Below are 16,100 nucleotides of genomic sequence, written 5' to 3'. Positions count from 1 at the left end.
GCGGGCACCCGGCCGCCTACTGCCGCAGCGCCCAGCCCCGCTCCCGCAGCGCCCCGGCCAGGGCCGGTGCCACCTTCGGGTCGACGAGGAGCTGGACGACACCGGCCTGCTGGCCCGTGGCGTGCTCGATGCGGACGTCCTCGATGTTCACGCCCGCCATGCCGGCGTCGGCGAAGATCCGCGCGAGCTGGCCCGGCTGGTCGGAGATCAGTACGGCGACGGTCTCGTACGCCGTCGGGGCCGAGCCGTGCTTGCCGGGCACCCGTACCTGCCCGGCGTTGCCGCGCCGCAGCACGGTCTCGATGCCGGTGGCGCCGTCCTGCCGCTTGGCCTCGTCGGAGGACTGCAGGGACCGCAGCGCGCTCACCGTCTCGTCGAGGTCGGCGGCCACCGCCGAGAGCAGATCGGCGACCGGCCCCGGGTTCGCGGACAGGATGTCGATCCACATCCGCGGATCCGATGCGGCGATCCGTGTGACATCGCGGATGCCCTGGCCGCAGAGGCGTACGGCCGTCTCCTCGGCGTTCTCCAGGCGGGCCGCGACCATGCTGGACACCAGGTGCGGCATGTGGGAGACCAGCGCCACCGCGCGGTCGTGGGCGTCCGCGTCCATGACGACGGGGACCGCGCGGCAGAGCGCGACCAGCTCGAGGGCGAGGTTCAGGACCTCCGTGTCGGTCTCACGGGTCGGCGTGAGCACCCAGGGCCGGCCCTCGAAGAGGTCCGCGGTGGCCGCGAGGGGCCCGGAGCGCTCCTTGCCGGACATCGGATGCGTACCGATGTACGAGGAGAGGTCGAGGCCCAGTTCCTCCAGCTCGCGCCGCGGCCCGGCCTTCACGCTGGCGACGTCCAGATACGCGCGGGCCACACCGCGCCGCATGGCGTCGGCCAGGGTGGCGGCCACATGCGCCGGCGGTACGGCGACGATCGCGAGATCCACCGGTCCGATCGGCGGCTCGTCGGTGCCGGCGCCGAGGGCCGCGGCCATCCGCGCCTGCTCGGGATCGTGGTCGGCGAGGTGGACGGTGACGCCGCGGCTCTGCAGGGTGAGCGCGGCGGAGGTACCGATCAGTCCGGTGCCGATGACGAGGGCAGTTCTCACTGGGCGATGTCCTTGCGCAGAGCGGCGGCGGTGCCGAGGTAGACATGGGCGATCTCGGAGCGCGGCTTGTCGGACTCGATGTGCGCGAGGACCCGTACGACACGGGGCATGGCGCCGGCGATGTCCAGCTCCTGGGCGCAGATCAGCGGGACGTCGGTGATGCCGAGCTTGCGGGCGGCGGCCGCCGGGAAGTCGCTGTGCAGATCGGGCGTCGCCGTGAACCAGACACTGATCAGGTCGTCCGCGGTCAGACCGTTGCGGTCGAGCACCTCGGTCAGCAGCGCACCGACCTGCTCGTCCATGTGCGCGGCCTCGTCCCGCTCGAGTTGGACCGCGCCCCGGACCGCTCGTACCGCCACCGTGCTGCTCCTTGTCTGCGCCAACCCGCTTGCGAACTGCTCCTGAACTGCTCCGAACAGCGTAGTCAGCGCGGACGCGGACAGCGCGCGGCGCCCGTCTGACGAGACGGGCGCCGCGTGCGGAGAGGGTGGTCGGGGCCCTCAGCTCCGTACCTGCTACAGGTTCTGCTCCGTACCTGCCTACAGGTTCTGCTCCGTACCTGCCTACAGGTTCTGCTCCGTACCTGCCTACAGGTTCTGCTGCTTCATGAGCTCGTCGAGCGAGCTCGGCACCTGTCCCTGCGGCGTCAGCTTGTCGACGGCCTGCGGCAGCTGTGCGGCGATCTCGTTGGCCGCCTGCTCCTCGGTGATGCCGTTCTTCTCCGCGACCTCGTGCAGTGTGTCCGACGGCAGCGCCTGCTGCACCTGCTCGCCGGTCACGGGCTTGTTGTCGCCGGTACCGACCCACGAGTCGGCCTGTTCGGACAGGCCCGCCTTGTTGAGGCCTTCGAGCAGTCCGGACAGCGGGTTGTTCCCGCCACCGCCGGAGCCACTGCCGCCCAGGAAGGACTGCAGCAGCTGGGCGAGGATGTTCCCGCCGCCTCCGCTGGAGCCGCCTTGTCCGCCGCCCAACAGGCCGCCGAGGAGGCTGCCGAGGTCCGGTCCGCTGTTACCCGCCATGGTCTCGCCCTTCCAGAGGTGTGGCCGGGGCTCCGGCGGCCGTACCGCAGGCAGCCCCCCACCTAGCGTTGACAGGTCAAATGTCACCCGATCCCCGCACTCCTGCCACTTGGCGCAAACCGGGCCATGCGTACCTATGGACGGTGGCGGGCCGAGTCCGCTTGCATGGGTGGGCTCAGCCTTTTGCGCCTCGGGGGAGGCTCGTATGACACGTTCCGGACCCCTCTTCACCCTTCTCGGCGGGCTGCTGCTCGCCTTGCTGCTGCTGACGCTCAACGCGACGACGGGCACGAAGACCGCACCCGCCGGCGACAAGGTCTCGCCGTCGGCGAGCCCGACCGCGAGCCCGACGTCGAGCCCGAGCGCCAGCGCCTCACCGACGAGCGAGGCACCCACGCCCGCACCGTCGAAGACGCAGGCTCCCGACGCCGACTACGCGGGCCGTACCGACGACGACTCATCGGCGATCGCGGTGACCGTGCGGGACGGGAAGGCGATCGCGTACTTCTGCGACGGGCGCGACCGTGAGTCCTGGCTGAAGGGCGATGTCGCCGCCGACGGCTCGATGAAGCTGACCGGCAAGAACGGCGCGCGGCTCGAGGCCTCGCCCAAGGGAGACAAACTGACCGGCACGGCGAACGTCGACAAACAGACCTTCACCTTCTCCGCCGACCGGGCGAAGAAGCCCTCGGGCCTCTACCGCGCGACGCAGACGGTACGCGGCGCCCGCCTCGACGGCGGCTGGATCGTGCTCCAGAACGGCGCCCAGGTCGGCATCCTGACCCGCGACGGCGCTCGCGAGCCGGCCCCGGAGATCGACCCGGCCTCGGGCTCGGTGACGGGTGAGGACCTCACCGCCGAGCCGGTCACCCCCTGATCTTCGCCCCTACGAGCAGCCCTCCGTACGAGAGGCAGGAACCGGGCATGAGCGTCGACCCGAACGCCGTCACGCAGGACTTCCCCTCCCCTCCGGCGCACGGGCGCCCGCACCCGGCCCGCTATCTGATCCCGGTATTCGCGGCCGGCCTGGTCGCGGTGGGCCTCGGGGTGTACGGGAAGACCCACGACCCGGCCGGCACCTCGTTCAACCTGGCGGGCTTCAGCAGCACCGGGGCGGTCAAGTCCTGGCTGGGGACGGGGGCGTTCGCCTTCGCGGTGGTCCAGTTCCTGACCGCCCTCGCGATGTACGGGCGGCTGCCGGGCGTCGGCGCCAAGCCCTGGATGGCGGGGACGCACCGCTGGTCGGGACGTATCGCCTTCCTGCTCGCCGTCCCCGTGGCGGTGCACTGCCTGTACGCACTCGGCTACCAGACCTTCGACACCCGCGTCATGTGGCACTCGCTTCTCGGCTGCTTCTTCTTCGGCGCGTTCACCACGAAGATGCTGCTCCTGCGCCATGAAAGGCTGCCGGGCTGGCTCCTTCCGCTGGTCGGCGGGGCGGTGTTCGCGGGGCTCGCGGTGGTGTGGGTGACATCCGCGCTGTGGTTCTTCCGGACGTTCGGGGTGACGACATGACGTACGGAATCAGTGACGTCATGACGTACCGCATCGAGGTGGCGACATGACGACACGGCGACGCACCGTCCTCGCCGCGGGCGCGCTCGCGCTTCCGGTCGTCGCGGGGTGCGAGAAGTACGGGGAGGAGCGGCCGGAGCCCGCGCCGCCGGCCGGGACGGACGGCAAGCAGCCGAGCAGTCCGGACGCGTCCGGCGGCGAAAAGCAGCCCGGGGCCCCGGAGTTGGCGAAGACCTCGGACATCGAGGTCGGCGGCGGCAAGGTCTTCGAAGCGGAGAAGGTCGTCGTGACACAGCCCGCCGCCGGGGACTTCAAGGCCTTCTCCGCCGTCTGCACGCACTCGGGCTGCATCGTCGCGAACGTCGAGGGCGGCACCATCAACTGCACGTGCCACGGCAGCAAGTACGCCCTCGACGACGCCTCGGTACAGGGCGGTCCGGCACCGAGACCGCTGGCGCCCCGGCAGATAAATGTCGAGGGGGACGCGATCACTCTGGCGTAACCTCGCGCCATGCTCCCCGAGGACCACGCGGCCCTGATCCGCGACCACACGATCTACTCCTGTGTGATGGGCTCGCGCGCCTTCGGCCTGGCGACGGAGGCGAGCGACACGGATCGCCGGGGTGTCTTCCTGGCTCCGACCCCGTCGTTCTGGCGTTTCTCGAAACCCCCGACGCATATCGAGGGCCCCGCACCGGAGCAGTTCTCATGGGAGCTGGAGCGCTTCTGCGAACTGGCCCTGCGCGCCAACCCCAACATCCTGGAGTGCCTGCACTCCCCGCTGGTCGAGCGCACCGACGACACGGGCCGCGAACTCCTCGCCCTGCGCGGCGCGTTCCTGTCCCTGCGCGCCCACGACACCTTCGCCCGCTATGCGCTCGGCCAGCGCAAGAAGCTGGACGCGGACATCCGCACGCACGGCGCTCCGCGCTGGAAGCACGCGATGCACCTGCTCCGCCTCCTGATGTCCTGCCGCGACCTGCTGCGCTCGGGCGAGCTGGTCATCGACGTGGGCGACGCCCGCGAGGACCTGCTCGCCGTGAAGCGCGGTGAGGTCCCCTGGCCGGAGGTGGAACACCGTATGAACACGCTCGCGGACGAGGCTTCCGCCGCAGCGTCCAAGTCCCCGCTCCCCGCCGAGCCGGACACGGCGGCGGTCGAGGACTTCCTGTTCCGCGTACGGCGCCGTTCGGCGGGCCTGTGACTCCCACGCCCGTCATAGCCCCCGGCTCGCTCGCGGCCCGCCCCCAACCCACGCTTCCTTGCGGTGACTTGCTGCTCCGCCCTTGGCAAGCAGGCGACGCCCCGGCCTTCCTCGCCGCCTACCAGGACGAGACCATTCGCCGCTGGCATACACGCCGTCCATCCTGCGAGGCCGACGCCCTGAAGTGGTTCGACACCTACCGCAGGGACTGGGAGACGGAGCGGGGCGGGCACTGGGCGGTCGCGGGGGTCGCCGACGAGGTCCTCGGCCGGATCGCCCTGCGCGGCTGGGATTTCGACGACGGCCTCGCCGACGTCGCGTACTGGGTGGTTCCGGCCGCCCGCGGCAGGGGTGTGGCGACGCGTGCCGTCCGGGCCCTGACCGTCTGGGCCATGGAAGAGGCCGGCTTCCACCGCCTCACCCTGGACCACTCGACGCACAATCACGCCTCCTGCCGAGTCGCGACCAAGTCCGGCTACGACCTGGAGGGCACCAAACGCAGCGCCGCCGCCCACGACGACGGCCGCCACGACATGCATCTGCACGCCCGGATCTGGGAGGCCTGAGGCCTCACTTCCCCAGCCGCACCCGTATGACGAAGTCATGCAGTGCGTCGTACGCCGACGGGTCGGGCTCGGCCGGCAGAGCGGAGGCGTCCTGCGCCGCATCCAGCACCACGTGCAGCGCCTCCAGATCGGCCGCCACACGCACCCGATCCACGTCCGCCGCCCCATGCTCGGCCGAGGCCTTCGCCCCGATCAGATCCGGAAGGTACCCGGGCGCGTCCAGCGACGCGATCAGGGTCGGCAGATCGGCGACGACCTGCCCCGACCTCATCAGGTGCACGCCGGTGAGCAGCACACGGAAGGCGTACAGGAGCGGCTTCAGCTCACCGGTCTTGTCGAAGAGCCGCGCCTGGGTGTTCGCGAACCCGCGGTAGTGGTGGGCGTGGTTGCTGGTGAGCACCGCCGGCGCGAGGGCGGCCAGTTCGGCATGTGCCGGGCTCGTATGCACGACGAGTGGGGACAGCAGCTGCTCCAGTACGTATCCGTTGCGCCGCAGCATCAGCCGTACGAACTTGCGCAGATCGTGCGTGACGAGATCCATCTCGACCCCGTCCCGCACCCACATCCGCGACCGCGTCTCCTCCGGCTCGCGCAGCCCGAGCAGCGCCTCGGCGGGCAGCAGATGGACACCGCGCAGGTCGACGTCGGAGTCCTGGGACGGGAAGCCGTAGAGGTGCGCGCCGGAGACGGTTGCGAAGAGCAGCGGGTAGGGCTGCTCCGCGATCACGGGTCCGAGGTCGACCGGAGGCACCCCGGAACCCGCAAGCTCACGCATCCCACAACGCCCCGAGCGCGACCAGTTCGCCGTGGTACTCGATGCGGTCCGCCCACTCCGCGGGCCAGCAGGACGCCCCCAGGTGGGCCCCCGCGAACGCCCCCGCGAGGCACGCGAGCGAGTCCGAGTCGCCGGACGACCCCGCCGCCCGCCGCAGCGCCGTGACCGGGTCCGACGGGAACATCAGGAAGCACAAAAGACCGGTGGCGAAGGCCTCTTCCGCGATCCAGCCCTCCCCCGTGGCCAGACACGGATCGGTCTCCGCGTTGGCCGAGCGCAACGCGGCGTCGAGGCGGGCCAGGATCCCCAGGCACTCGTCCCAGCCGCGCGCGATGAAATGCTCCGGCGTCGGATCCTGCGCATACGTCCACAGATCACCGAGCCACCGCTCGTGGTACGTGGCGCGGTTCTCCAGGGCGTACGACCGCAGCAGCCCGACCAGGGCCATGGGGTCCGCCCCCTGAGCGAGCAGGTACACCGCGCGCGCCGTGAGGTCCGAAGCGGCGAGCGCCGTCGGATGCCCGTGTGTGAGCGCGGACTGCAACTGGGCGGCCCCCGCGCGCTGTTCCTCGCTCAGGCCGGGCACGAGGCCGATCGGCGCGACCCGCATGTTCGCGCCGCAGCCCTTCGAGCCGATCTGGCTGGCCTGCTGCCAGGGCCGGTCGCTGTCCAGCTGCCGGCAGGCGACCATGCAGGTACGGCCCGGCGCGCGGTTGTTCTCGGGCGAGTGGTACCACTCCACGAACTCCGGCCGTACCGCGTGCTCCATCCGCTTGGGCCCGAGCAGCCCGCGGTCCATGGCCGCCCGCAGCCCGCGTCCGAGCGCGAGCGTCATCTGTGTGTCGTCGGTGACGATCGCGGGCTTCGGCAGGGCCAGTTCGCGCCACGGACCGTACGAGGCGAGGATCGCCGGCACGTTCTTGAACTCGGTCGGAAAGCCGAGCGCGTCCCCGAGCGCGAGCCCGATCAAGGAGCCCGTCGCGGCCTGCTTGGTGTGCCCGTTCATCGTGGAGTTCCTGGGTGTGTTCGTCGGCGAGGTCATCAGAGTCGTCCTTCCGGTCGCAGAAGTGGAGGATGCAGGGCGCCGGCGGTGCCCGCCCGGTACAGCGCCGCGGGTTTGCCGCGTCCGCCGGTCAGCCGCGCGCCCCCGGGCACGGGCTCGACGAACTTGGGGGTCGCGAGGACCTTGCGCCGGAAGTTGGGCCGGTCGAGGGCCGTGCCCCAGACGGTCTCGTAGACCTGCTGCAGCTCGCCGAGCGTGAACTCGGGCGGCAGGAAGGACGTGGCGAGACAGCTGTACTCGAGCTTGGCACCGATCCGTTCGTGCGCGTCCGCGAGGATCACGTCGTGGTCGAAGGCCAGCGCCCCGAAGGTCCCGTACGGCCGCCACTCGGCCCGGGCAGCGTCCCCGCCGCCCCGCGGCTCCGGCAGATCGGGCCCGAGCGCCGCGAAGGCCACGGACACGACCCGCATACGAGGGTCGCGATCGGGTTCGCTGTAGGTCCGCAGCTGCTCCAGATGCAGCCCCGAAAGGTCCGAGATCCCCGTCTCCTCGGCGAGTTCACGCCGCGCGGCCGTCTCCGCGGACTCCGCCGGCAGCACGAACCCGCCGGGCAGCGCCCACCTCCCCGCGTACGGCTCCTGCCCCCGCTCGACGAGCAGCACCTGCAACGCACCGTCGCGGACCGTGAACACCGCGAGATCCACGGTCACGGCGAAGGGCGCGAAGGCATACGGGTCGTACCCCTCGGGCACGGTCGCGGTCCGGTCGGGCACGGTCGCCGTCCGGCCGGACACAGCAGCATCCCCGTCGGACACGGCAGCAATCCCCTCGGGCACCGTCATGTCCCCCTCGGGCACAGGTGAGTTCATCGCTTCTCCGGGAGCGGATCGGTGAAGTGCCAGCCGGCACCGAGCAGCGCGTCGACGGCGGCCACGGCTTCGGCCAGACGCTTGTCGTGTGCCCCGGTCAGGAAGCGGAAGTCCCGGCCGGTACGGATGAGTTCGGTACGGAAGCGCTCGGTCATCCACGGCCGCAGCTCCTCCCCCTCACGCAGCCCGTCGTCCTCGAAGGCCACACCCTCGTGGTCCGTGAGCAGCCACAGATGCTGCCCGGCGGGCTCGGGCGCGACGGGGTAGGAGCCACCCGTGTACCGCTCGTGCCAGACGGTCGTCGCAAAGGCGTCCGTATCGCAGAAGAGCACGGGCGAGCCGAGCCGGGCGGCCGCGTCCTCACGCCGCCGCTGCTCGCGCGCGATCACCGGGAACTCCTCGGAGGCGAACGCGACCTCGGCCCACTCGGCCCCGGGACGATCGGCCCGCAGCTCCGCCAGCTTCCGCTCGCTGAACTCCCGCCCGTACTCGTCCACGCAGAGCGTCCCGGCCCAGACACCGCCTCGTGCCCGGTAGTGCTCGGTGAGCGCCCGCGCCATCGTCGTCGTCCCGGTGGACTCGGCCCCGAGCACGACGACCCGGCGTGTGAGCGCGGCCCGCACGGGCGCGGCGAGGAACTCCCAGCTGCCGACGGGATCCTTGCGCACGGCGGTCCCGGACACCGGATGGAGAGACCTCGACACATCGACACTCACATGCCGCGCCCCGAACCGACGCGCCAGCTCGTCCCCGTACGCCTCCGAGGTGAACACCGCGTCGAGGCGCTCCGGCACAGCCGCCCGGAAGACGGCCATGTGCGCTGCCCACACATCGGGGTCGTGCAGATCCATCGCGATGTCGTCGACGGCTCCGACCACCCATACGTCCGGATGCACCTCCCGCATCCACGCCACGCGCTGCTCCAGCGGAACGGACTCGACGGAGGCCGCGCACACCAGGACGGTGAGCCGCTCGCACCGGGCCGCGGCCGTCCTCACGAGATGGTGGTGTCCGGCGTGCGGCGGATAGAACTTGCCGAGCACCAGACCATGCCCGTAGCGCGCGGTCATGCCGCCACCACCGCTTCCCTGACCGCCAGTTCGCGGCGCCAGTTGCGCAGCCCCAGCACGCACAGGGCCATGAAGCCCACGTACAGGAGCGAGGTCAGGTACAGCTCCTTGTGCGCGTACAGCGGGATGTAGACCACGTCCGCCGCGATCCACAGCCACCACGATTCGAGCCGCTTGCGGCACTGCCCATAGGTCGCCATCAGCGACAGGGACGTGGTCAGCGCGTCCCAGAACGGGACCGTGGAGTCGGTCGCGTGATCGAGCAGAAGCGTGATCGCGAGCGTGCTCACCACCCCTGCCGCGCCCAGCCAGATCCATTCGGTACGCGTCGTACGGCGCACCGGCAGGGAATCCGAGGAGCCAGGACCACCCCCGTGGGCCCAGGTCCACCAGCCGTACGCGGCAAGGGTGATGAAGACCAGCTGCAGACCGGCGTCCGCGTACAGGCCGGCCTGCGTGAACAGCAGGATGAAGAACAGGTTGTTCGCGATCCCGATCGGCCAGTTGGCGATGTGCTGGCGCGCCACCAGCCAGACGCAGAGCGCCCCGCTGCCGAAGCCGAGGACCTCGGTCCAGCTCACCGGGGTGTCGAGCAGCGTGAACAGCGGCTGCTGCAAGGGTTCGAGTAGCTCCGCGAGACTCACGCCCGCCTCCTTTATGGTCAGAACGACTATAAAGGAGGCGGGCGTGGAATCACAAGGCGTTTCAGGCACCCACGGCTTCTCGTACGGTCCGGTCCACCTCCGATGCGCCCGGGTCCGGGCGCTTGCGCGGTACGAACAGCGCCACGCCCGCTCCCGCGGCGGCCACCGCGGCCGTCACCCACAGCCCTGGCACGGCCCCGTCGACAAAGGAACTCGGCGACGCATAGCTGCCGTTGCGCGCGAACACCAGCGCGGCGACGGCGACACCGAAGACCGCGCCGAGCTCCCGCAGCGCGTTGTTGACGGCGGCCGCGACGCCCGCGTCGGCCGCGGGCACGGCGGAGGTCACGGCGTTGGCCGCGGTCGGGAAGACCATCGAGATGCCGACCCCGGCGACGATCAGCGGCACGACGAGCGTCCCGTACCCGACCCCCGGTTCCGTCAGCGCGGCCAGCAGACCGAGCCCGACGGCCTGCAGCGCCATGCCCGCGATCATGAAGGGACGGTTGCCGTACCGGTCACCGAGCGCGCCCGCGAGGGGCGCGACGAACAGCGGCGTCGCGGTCCATACGAGGATGCGCAGGCCCGCGTCGAGCGGGGAGTTGCCAAGGCCCAGCTGGAAGAGCTGCGAGATCAGGAACAGCGAGCCGAGCAGCGAGACGAACTGCAGGAAGACCGCCCCGTTCGCGGCGGAGAAGCCACGGTTGCGGAAGTAGTGCAGCGGCAGCATCGGATACCGCGCCCGCCCCTCCCACCGCAGGAACGCGGCCAGGAGCGCCACACCGCAGACCAGTGCCCCCAGGACCTCCGCACTCCCCCAGCCCACCACGGGCGCCCGGGCCGGCGCCCAGGTCAGACCCAGCAGCCCCGAGGCCACCAACACCTGACCGGTCAGATCGAGTTGGGGCCTCGGGCCACGGCTCTCGCGCAGCTTGAGCAGGGCGAGCGGGATCATCACCACGCCAAGAGGCACATTGATCCAGAAGATCCACTCCCAGGACAGCCCCTCGGTGACCGCACCGCCGAGCACCGGCCCCGCCGCCACGCCGAGCCCGCCGATCCCACCCCACAGACCGATCGCCACACCCCGCTTCTCGGCCGGGAACGCCTCGGCGATCAGCGTCAGCGTGAGCGGCAGGACCACGGCGGCGCCCGCGCCCTGCACCACCCGGGCCACGATCAGCTGCCCCACCCCGTCGGAGAGCGCCGCCGCCGCGGACGCCGCCGTGAACACGGCGATCCCTGCCGCGAACATCCGCCGCCGGCCGAACCGGTCACCGAGCGCCGCCCCGGTGAGGATCAGACAGGCAAGGGCGAGGTTGTACGCATTGATGGTCCACTCCAGATCGGACAGGTTCGCCCCCAGATCGGCCTGCAGCGTCGGCAGCGCGGTGGAGACCACCACCACGTCGAGCGCGCACAGCAGGGAGCCGATCCCCGCGAGCGCCACCGTCCAGGCGCGCACATCGCGCGGTGGAGTCTTCGTCGTAACGGCCATGGCCGTTCCTACCTTTCGTGAGTACTCGGATCACTCACGAAGGGCAGACCCGGCCCACCCCGGAAAGGAATCGGCCGCCGGTCGGTCCGCCTCTCAGTCGAGCACCCGCGGCAGCCCGAACCGCTCGAAGAGACCCGGCTCAAGGAAGGCCGTGATCCGCCGGATCCTGTCCCCCTGCGGCGTGATCAGCTGTACGGAGTGCGCCCGCCGCACCCCGTCGGGCCCGCGCTCGTACGCGGCCACGGCGGGCTGTCCGTTCGCACCCACGGGCACCATCTGGATGCGCGCCGCCGGGTACGCGTCGAGCACCTTGGACTCCATGAAGCCGAAGACGTGCTTGCGGCCGCGGAACCACACCAGATAGGGCGGCATGTCCAACTCGACGTCGTCGCACAGCAGTCGGGCGAGCCCGTCGGCATCGGCGAACTCGAAGGCGGCCATGTAGCGGTCCACCAGGGCCCGTTCATCGCCCGAGGACGGCTCGGTGACGAGATCCTCCTCGGGTGCCACCTCGTCGAGGCGGGCCCGTGCCCGCTGCAGCGTGCTCTTGACGGCGGCCGTGCTGGTGCCGAGTGCCTCGGCCACCTCATGGGCCCGCCAGGCGAGCACCTCGCGCAGGATGAGCACGGCACGCTGCCGCGGCGGCAGATGCTGCAGCGCCGCCACCACGGCCAGACGCAGACTGCCCCGCGCGGAGACCACGGTGGCGGGGTCGATCAGCACATCCGGCAGCGGCTGCAGCCAGGGGATGTCCGTGGCCGGGGCGCCGACCGGTTCGTCGGGCGAGGCGCCGGGCGCACCGAGCCCGGCCGGCAGAGGCCGCCGTGTGCGGTGCTCCATGGCCGTCAGACAGGCGTTGGTCGCGATCCGGTACAGCCAGGTGCGCAAGGACGCCCGCGCCTCGTAGGTGTCGTACGAGCGCCACGCCCGCAGATACGTCTCCTGCACCAGGTCCTCGGCCTCGTCCACCGAGCCGAGCATCCGGTAGCAGTGCGCGAGCAGCTCCCGCCGGTGCGCCTGTGCCAGCCGTACGAACTCGTCATGATCCGCCATGCCGGTCTCCTCGCCGTTCCCATACAGACCCGGCGCGCGGGCAAAAGGAATCGGCCGGACCCGGAAAAGTTCCGGATCCGGCCGATGCCGTACGAAGGCGGTTCCCTAGGAAGGCGATGCCGTACGAAAGCGACGCCCTACGAAGGCTCCGAAAGCGACGCCCTACGAAGGCGCGGAGACCTACAGCTCGACCTCGCGCATCAGCATCCCGACCTCGGTGTTGCTGAGCCGGCGCAGCCAGCCCGACTTCTGGTCGCCCAGGCCGATCGGACCGAAGTGCGTCCGCACCAGCTTCTCGACCGGGAACCCGGCCTCGGCCAGCATCCGGCGCACGATGTGCTTGCGGCCCTCGTGCAGCGTGACCTCGACGAGGTAGTTCTTGCCGGTCTGCTGCACGACCCGGAAGTGGTCGGCGCGCGCGTAGCCGTCCTCCAGCTGGATGCCGTCCTTGAGGATCTTGCCGATCTCGCGGGGCAGCGGGCCGGTGATGGCCGCCAGGTACGTCTTCTTCACGCCGTACCGCGGGTGCGTGAGGCGGTGGGCCAGCTCACCGTGGTTGGTGAGCAGGATGATGCCCTCGGTCTCGGTGTCGAGGCGGCCCACGTGGAACAGCCGCGTCTCGCGGTTGGTCACGTAGTCGCCCAGGCACTGCCGGCCGTCGGGGTCCTCCATGGTGGAGACGACACCGGCCGGCTTGTTGAGCGCGAAGAACTGGTACGACTGCGTCGCGACGGTCAGACCGTCGACCTTGATCTCGTCGGACTCGGGCTTCACGCGCAGGCCCTGCTCGAGCACGATCTCGCCGTTGACCTCGACCCGTGCCTGCTCGATGAGCTCCTCGCAGGCGCGGCGCGAACCGTAGCCGGCGCGCGCGAGCACCTTCTGGAGCCGCTCGCCCTCCTGCTCGGCGCCCGGGAAGGTCTTGGGGAGCTTCACTTCCTTCTTGCCGGCGTACCGCTCCCTGTTGCGCTCCTCCTGGCGCGTCTCGTACTCGCGGGAGGTCGCGGGCGCGCTGCGCTTGGCGCCGCGGGCTCCGCTGCCCTGCGAGGTACGCGGGCCGCCCTTGGCGCCACCGCGCGCCGCGTCGCCACGGCCCCGCCTGGGGCCGCCGTCCGCGGGGTCCACGTCGTAGCGACGCTCTTCGGGGCGCGGATTGCGCAGACGCCCGCTGGCGTTGGTGCCGCTGCTGCCGCCGCCCTGGGGACGGCCGCTGCCGCCACTCCCCGGACGCCCGCTGCCACCGCCCTGGGGGCGGCCGCTGCCGCCGCCCTGGGGCCGACCGCCACCACCCTGGGAACGGCCGCCGCCGCTACCGCCCTGGTAGTTCCCGCGGCCACCGCTGGTCCCGCCACTGCTACGGCCACCGCTGTTGCCACCACGGCTCCCGCCGTTGTTTCCGCTGTTCCTGCCGTTGCTTCGCATCAAATTTCCGTCTTGTCGTCTTCCTCGGAATCCGGTGCATCCGGATCGAACGACGGGACCCCTTCCAAGGTGTCGGCCTCGATCGCCTCCGCCTCGGGCAGAAAGGGCGCGAGTTCCGGGAGCTCGTCCAGGCCTCGCAGGCCCATCCGCTCCAGGAAGTAGTTCGTCGTCCTGTACAGGATCGCACCTGTTTCGGGTTCCGCGCCCGCCTCCTCGACCAGACCCCGCTGCAGCAGGGTCCGCATCACGCCGTCGCAGTTCACTCCGCGGACCGCCGAGACCCGGGAACGGCTGACCGGCTGCCGGTACGCGACCACGGCAAGGGTCTCCAGGGCCGCCTGGGTGAGCCGGGCCTGCTGGCCGTCGAGCACGAAGCGCTCGACGGCCGCGGCGTACTCGGCGCGCGAGTAGAAGCGCCAGCCGCCCGCGATCAGGCGCAGCTCGAAGCCGCGCTGCTGCACGGTGTACTCGTCGGCCAGTTCCCGTAGGGCGTCGGCGATCTTGCGCCGCGGCCGGTCCAGGATCTTGGCGAGGTGCTCCTCGGTGACGGGCTCGTCGACGACCATGAGCACCGCTTCGAGCGCGGGCTTCAGCTCGAGCCCGGCGACGTCAAGCAGTCCGGCGGGGGCTTCGTCCGTGGTGCTCACACCTTCTCCTTGCTGCCGGCCTTGCTGTCGGTCTTGTCGTCGGGTACCTCGGGGGGCCGGTCGAACTCGTCCGTGACCAGGGGTTCGTCCCCGTCCGCCCCGGTCCAGCGCACCATGAGCTCCCCGAGGGCCTCGTCCTGGTCCAGGGCCACGGCCTTCTCCCGGTAGAGCTCCAGGAGCGACAGGAAGCGGGCCACGACCGTCAGGGTGTCCTCGGTGTCGGCGATCAGCTCGCGGAAGCTCGCCGACCCGGACTCCCGCAGCCGGGCCACCACGATCTGGGCCTGCTCCTGTACGGAGACGAGCGGGGCGTGGATGTGCTCGACGTACACCTGCGGCTTGGGCTTGGGCTGCATCGCCTTCACGGCGAGCTTGGCGAAGCCCTCGGCCCCGATGCTGATGACGACCTCGGGCAGCAGGTCCGCGTGGTGCGCTTCGAGCCCGACGGTACGGGGGTATCTGCGCGCCTCGTCGTCGAGCCGCCCGCTGAAGATCTCGGCGATCTGTTTGTACGCGCGGTACTGGAGCAGCCGAGCGAACAGCAGGTCACGCGCTTCGAGGAGCGCGAGGTCGCCCTCGTCCTCGACCTCGGCGGAGGGCAGCAGCCGCGCGGCCTTGAGGTCGAGCAGAGTGGCGGCCACGACCAGGAACTCGGTCGTCTGATCCAGATCCCACTCGCTGCCGAGCCTGCGGATGTACGTCATGAACTCATCGGTCACCTTGGACAGCGCGACCTCGGTGACATCGAGCTTGTGCTTGGAGATGAGCTGGAGCAGCAGGTCGAACGGCCCCTCGAAGTTGGCAAGCCGCACCTTGAACTTGCCGTCGTCGATGGGGGGTTCGGCGTCACCGTCGGGTCCGGCGCCGAGAACGTCCGGCTCAGCGCCGACTGTCTGATCGGTGACGCTGCTGGGCGGCTCGGCATCGTGACCGCTGCTGGGCGGCCCGGCACCGTGACCGGGTTCCTCAGCACCGCGACCGGGCGCCTCTTCGCCGCGACCGCGCGGCTCGGCTTCTGACTCCGCCGCCTCCTCGCCCACCGGAACGGGCTCGGCCTCAGTGCCGGTCGGCTCCGCGTCAGCACCGCCGGAGCCCCCGCCGAGGTGGTCCTGCGCCTTCGCCCCGTCCGGCCCGGCGCCGTCAGCCTCCTGCTCCCCCACCCGGGGGCCTGGGGGCGTGCCCCCGGTTTCGGGAAGGGGCGGGGTGGAGGAAGAAACCGGCTCGGCCTCGACACCGACGTCATCCGCAGCGCCCGCGGGCACCGCACCAGGCCCCCGCCCCAGCGAGCGGCGGCCACGGCGAGACGGCGGAGCAGAAGGGTCGTCGGTCATCGAAGTCCAAGGTACGGCTGGAAACAGGGGCGGCCCGCGAGGGCACCCCGCAGGCTACCGCCCCGGTGAGCGGCGCCCACGAACGCCGTTCCGAAAACTCACCGCCCGCGCAGCCGCCGTACCAGAATGCTCGCGTCGCCCCGGGACTCCAGGTCCGCGAGCACGACCGCCACGGCCTCGCGCACGATCCGCCCGCGGTCCACCGCGAGCCCGTGCTCCCCGCGCAGGACGAGCCGCGCGTGCTCGAGGTCCATCAGCTCCTCGGCGGAGACGTACACGGTGATCTTCTCGTCGTGCCGCTCACGCCCGCTCGGCCGCCGTGCCGACCGCGCCCGCTTACGGGCGGCGGAAGTGTCCGACTTGGCCGCACCCTTGCCCCGCG

18 protein-coding genes and 1 pseudogene are annotated in these 16,100 nt (G+C 71.2%); 5 read left to right on the top strand and 14 right to left on the bottom strand.

Going from position 1 to position 16,100, the window contains the following annotated elements; genetic code table 11:
- Nucleotides 1-16 precede the first annotated feature (16 nt).
- The 3 genes from ABT367_RS35975 to ABT367_RS35965 form a co-directional block, all read right to left on the bottom strand.
- Nucleotides 17-1,102: a prephenate dehydrogenase gene (locus ABT367_RS35975; RefSeq protein WP_352257492.1), complete on the bottom strand. Its 1,086-nt coding sequence runs from the start codon at nucleotides 1,100-1,102 to the stop codon at nucleotides 17-19.
- Nucleotides 1,099-1,461, bottom strand: a complete 363-nt coding sequence (gene aroH, locus ABT367_RS35970) for a chorismate mutase (RefSeq protein WP_352257491.1) — start codon at nucleotides 1,459-1,461, stop codon at nucleotides 1,099-1,101. Before aroH ends, ABT367_RS35975 begins: the two co-directional genes overlap by 4 nt.
- A 228-nt stretch (nucleotides 1,462-1,689) precedes the next feature.
- A complete protein-coding gene (locus ABT367_RS35965; protein ID WP_352257490.1) occupies nucleotides 1,690-2,121 on the bottom strand; it encodes a YidB family protein in 432 nt (143 codons plus the stop codon).
- Nucleotides 2,122-2,326: 205 nt separating this feature from the next.
- On the opposite strand from ABT367_RS35965, the gene ABT367_RS35960 reads away from it, so the two are divergent.
- Genes ABT367_RS35960 through ABT367_RS35940 form a run of 5 tightly spaced genes read left to right on the top strand, consistent with a single transcriptional unit; the run spans nucleotide 2,327 to nucleotide 5,406 of the window.
- Nucleotides 2,327-2,998, top strand: a complete 672-nt coding sequence (locus ABT367_RS35960; RefSeq protein ID WP_352257489.1) for a hypothetical protein — start codon at nucleotides 2,327-2,329, stop codon at nucleotides 2,996-2,998.
- Nucleotides 2,999-3,045: 47 nt separating this feature from the next.
- Nucleotides 3,046-3,636 carry a DUF6529 family protein gene (locus ABT367_RS35955; RefSeq protein WP_352257488.1) on the top strand — a complete coding sequence of 197 codons (591 nt, stop codon included), beginning with the start codon at nucleotides 3,046-3,048 and terminating at the stop codon, nucleotides 3,634-3,636.
- A 46-nt stretch (nucleotides 3,637-3,682) separates the two neighbouring features.
- A complete protein-coding gene (locus ABT367_RS35950; protein ID WP_352257487.1) occupies nucleotides 3,683-4,138 on the top strand; it encodes a Rieske (2Fe-2S) protein in 456 nt (151 codons plus the stop codon).
- 9 nt (nucleotides 4,139-4,147) lie between these two features.
- Nucleotides 4,148-4,840: a nucleotidyltransferase domain-containing protein gene (locus ABT367_RS35945; protein ID WP_352257486.1), complete on the top strand. Its 693-nt coding sequence runs from the start codon at nucleotides 4,148-4,150 to the stop codon at nucleotides 4,838-4,840.
- Nucleotides 4,841-4,854: 14 nt separating this feature from the next.
- Complete coding sequence (locus ABT367_RS35940) at nucleotides 4,855-5,406, top strand: GNAT family N-acetyltransferase (RefSeq protein WP_434975613.1); 552 nt, start codon at nucleotides 4,855-4,857, stop codon at nucleotides 5,404-5,406.
- Between the two features lie 4 nt (nucleotides 5,407-5,410).
- Here ABT367_RS35940 and ABT367_RS35935 read toward each other — a convergent pair whose 3' ends face one another.
- The 11 genes and pseudogenes from ABT367_RS35935 to ABT367_RS35885 all read right to left on the bottom strand — a co-directional run.
- Entirely contained in the window at nucleotides 5,411-6,181 is a 771-nt protein-coding gene (locus ABT367_RS35935; RefSeq protein ID WP_352257484.1) for a nucleotidyltransferase domain-containing protein, read from the bottom strand.
- The gene (locus ABT367_RS35930; RefSeq protein WP_352257483.1) at nucleotides 6,174-7,223 is read right to left on the bottom strand and encodes an ADP-ribosylglycohydrolase family protein; all 1,050 of its coding nucleotides are present in this window, start codon (nucleotides 7,221-7,223) and stop codon (nucleotides 6,174-6,176) included. Before ABT367_RS35930 ends, ABT367_RS35935 begins: the two co-directional genes overlap by 8 nt.
- On the bottom strand, nucleotides 7,223-8,053 hold the full coding sequence (locus tag ABT367_RS35925; RefSeq protein WP_352257482.1) for an NUDIX hydrolase: 831 nt from the start codon (nucleotides 8,051-8,053) through the stop codon (nucleotides 7,223-7,225). The genes ABT367_RS35930 and ABT367_RS35925 overlap by 1 nt, the downstream gene beginning before the upstream one ends.
- Entirely contained in the window at nucleotides 8,050-9,123 is a 1,074-nt protein-coding gene (locus ABT367_RS35920) for an AAA family ATPase (RefSeq protein WP_352257481.1), read from the bottom strand. The genes ABT367_RS35925 and ABT367_RS35920 overlap by 4 nt, the downstream gene beginning before the upstream one ends.
- Nucleotides 9,120-9,767: a nicotinamide riboside transporter PnuC gene (gene pnuC / locus ABT367_RS35915; protein ID WP_352257480.1), complete on the bottom strand. Its 648-nt coding sequence runs from the start codon at nucleotides 9,765-9,767 to the stop codon at nucleotides 9,120-9,122. Before pnuC ends, ABT367_RS35920 begins: the two co-directional genes overlap by 4 nt.
- A gap of 61 nt (nucleotides 9,768-9,828) precedes the next feature.
- Nucleotides 9,829-11,265 (bottom strand): DHA2 family efflux MFS transporter permease subunit, encoded by a 1,437-nt coding sequence (locus ABT367_RS35910; protein WP_352257479.1) that lies wholly within the window; start codon nucleotides 11,263-11,265, stop codon nucleotides 9,829-9,831.
- Between the two features lie 93 nt (nucleotides 11,266-11,358).
- Nucleotides 11,359-12,318 carry a sigma-70 family RNA polymerase sigma factor gene (locus ABT367_RS35905; RefSeq protein ID WP_352257478.1) on the bottom strand — a complete coding sequence of 320 codons (960 nt, stop codon included), beginning with the start codon at nucleotides 12,316-12,318 and terminating at the stop codon, nucleotides 11,359-11,361.
- A 180-nt stretch (nucleotides 12,319-12,498) separates the two neighbouring features.
- Entirely contained in the window at nucleotides 12,499-13,740 is a 1,242-nt protein-coding gene (locus ABT367_RS35900) for a pseudouridine synthase (RefSeq protein ID WP_352257477.1), read from the bottom strand.
- Nucleotides 13,740-14,306, bottom strand: coding sequence for an SMC-Scp complex subunit ScpB (gene scpB / locus ABT367_RS35895; RefSeq protein ID WP_434975612.1), 567 nt, complete (start codon nucleotides 14,304-14,306; stop codon nucleotides 13,740-13,742). Before scpB ends, ABT367_RS35900 begins: the two co-directional genes overlap by 1 nt.
- Nucleotides 14,307-14,383: 77 nt before the next feature.
- On the bottom strand, nucleotides 14,384-15,718 hold the full coding sequence (locus ABT367_RS35890; RefSeq protein WP_352257475.1) for a segregation and condensation protein A: 1,335 nt from the start codon (nucleotides 15,716-15,718) through the stop codon (nucleotides 14,384-14,386).
- A 98-nt stretch (nucleotides 15,719-15,816) separates the two neighbouring features.
- A pseudogene (locus tag ABT367_RS35885) lies at nucleotides 15,817-16,100 on the bottom strand (hypothetical protein); the annotation flags it as partial.

The organism is Streptomyces mesophilus, from assembly GCF_040300965.1.
GTDB classification, from domain to species: Bacteria; Actinomycetota; Actinomycetes; order Streptomycetales; family Streptomycetaceae; genus Streptomyces; species Streptomyces mesophilus_A.
The sequence above is the reverse complement of the archived record's forward strand: the minus strand, read 5'-3'. Positions and strand labels throughout refer to the sequence as shown.

Excerpts from the sequence above, each read along its gene's own strand:
- scpB (WP_434975612.1), bottom strand. The coding sequence starts at position 14,306 with ATGGTCGTCGACGAGCCCGTCACCGAGGAGCACCTCGCCAAGATCCTG.
- ABT367_RS35920 (WP_352257481.1), bottom strand. The coding sequence starts at position 9,123 with ATGACCGCGCGCTACGGGCATGGTCTGGTGCTCGGCAAGTTCTATCCG.
- ABT367_RS35900 (WP_352257477.1), bottom strand. The coding sequence starts at position 13,740 with ATGCGAAGCAACGGCAGGAACAGCGGAAACAACGGCGGGAGCCGTGGT.
- ABT367_RS35925 (WP_352257482.1), bottom strand. The coding sequence starts at position 8,053 with ATGAACTCACCTGTGCCCGAGGGGGACATGACGGTGCCCGAGGGGATT.
- ABT367_RS35890 (WP_352257475.1), bottom strand. The coding sequence starts at position 15,718 with ATGACCGACGACCCTTCTGCTCCGCCGTCTCGCCGTGGCCGCCGCTCG.
- ABT367_RS35935 (WP_352257484.1), bottom strand. The coding sequence starts at position 6,181 with ATGCGTGAGCTTGCGGGTTCCGGGGTGCCTCCGGTCGACCTCGGACCC.
- ABT367_RS35905 (WP_352257478.1), bottom strand. The coding sequence starts at position 12,318 with ATGGCGGATCATGACGAGTTCGTACGGCTGGCACAGGCGCACCGGCGG.
- ABT367_RS35930 (WP_352257483.1), bottom strand. The coding sequence starts at position 7,223 with ATGACCTCGCCGACGAACACACCCAGGAACTCCACGATGAACGGGCAC.
- ABT367_RS35965 (WP_352257490.1), bottom strand. The coding sequence starts at position 2,121 with ATGGCGGGTAACAGCGGACCGGACCTCGGCAGCCTCCTCGGCGGCCTG.
- ABT367_RS35955 (WP_352257488.1), top strand. The coding sequence starts at position 3,046 with ATGAGCGTCGACCCGAACGCCGTCACGCAGGACTTCCCCTCCCCTCCG.
- ABT367_RS35960 (WP_352257489.1), top strand. The coding sequence starts at position 2,327 with ATGACACGTTCCGGACCCCTCTTCACCCTTCTCGGCGGGCTGCTGCTC.
- ABT367_RS35950 (WP_352257487.1), top strand. The coding sequence starts at position 3,683 with ATGACGACACGGCGACGCACCGTCCTCGCCGCGGGCGCGCTCGCGCTT.
- ABT367_RS35945 (WP_352257486.1), top strand. The coding sequence starts at position 4,148 with ATGCTCCCCGAGGACCACGCGGCCCTGATCCGCGACCACACGATCTAC.
- ABT367_RS35910 (WP_352257479.1), bottom strand. The coding sequence starts at position 11,265 with ATGGCCGTTACGACGAAGACTCCACCGCGCGATGTGCGCGCCTGGACG.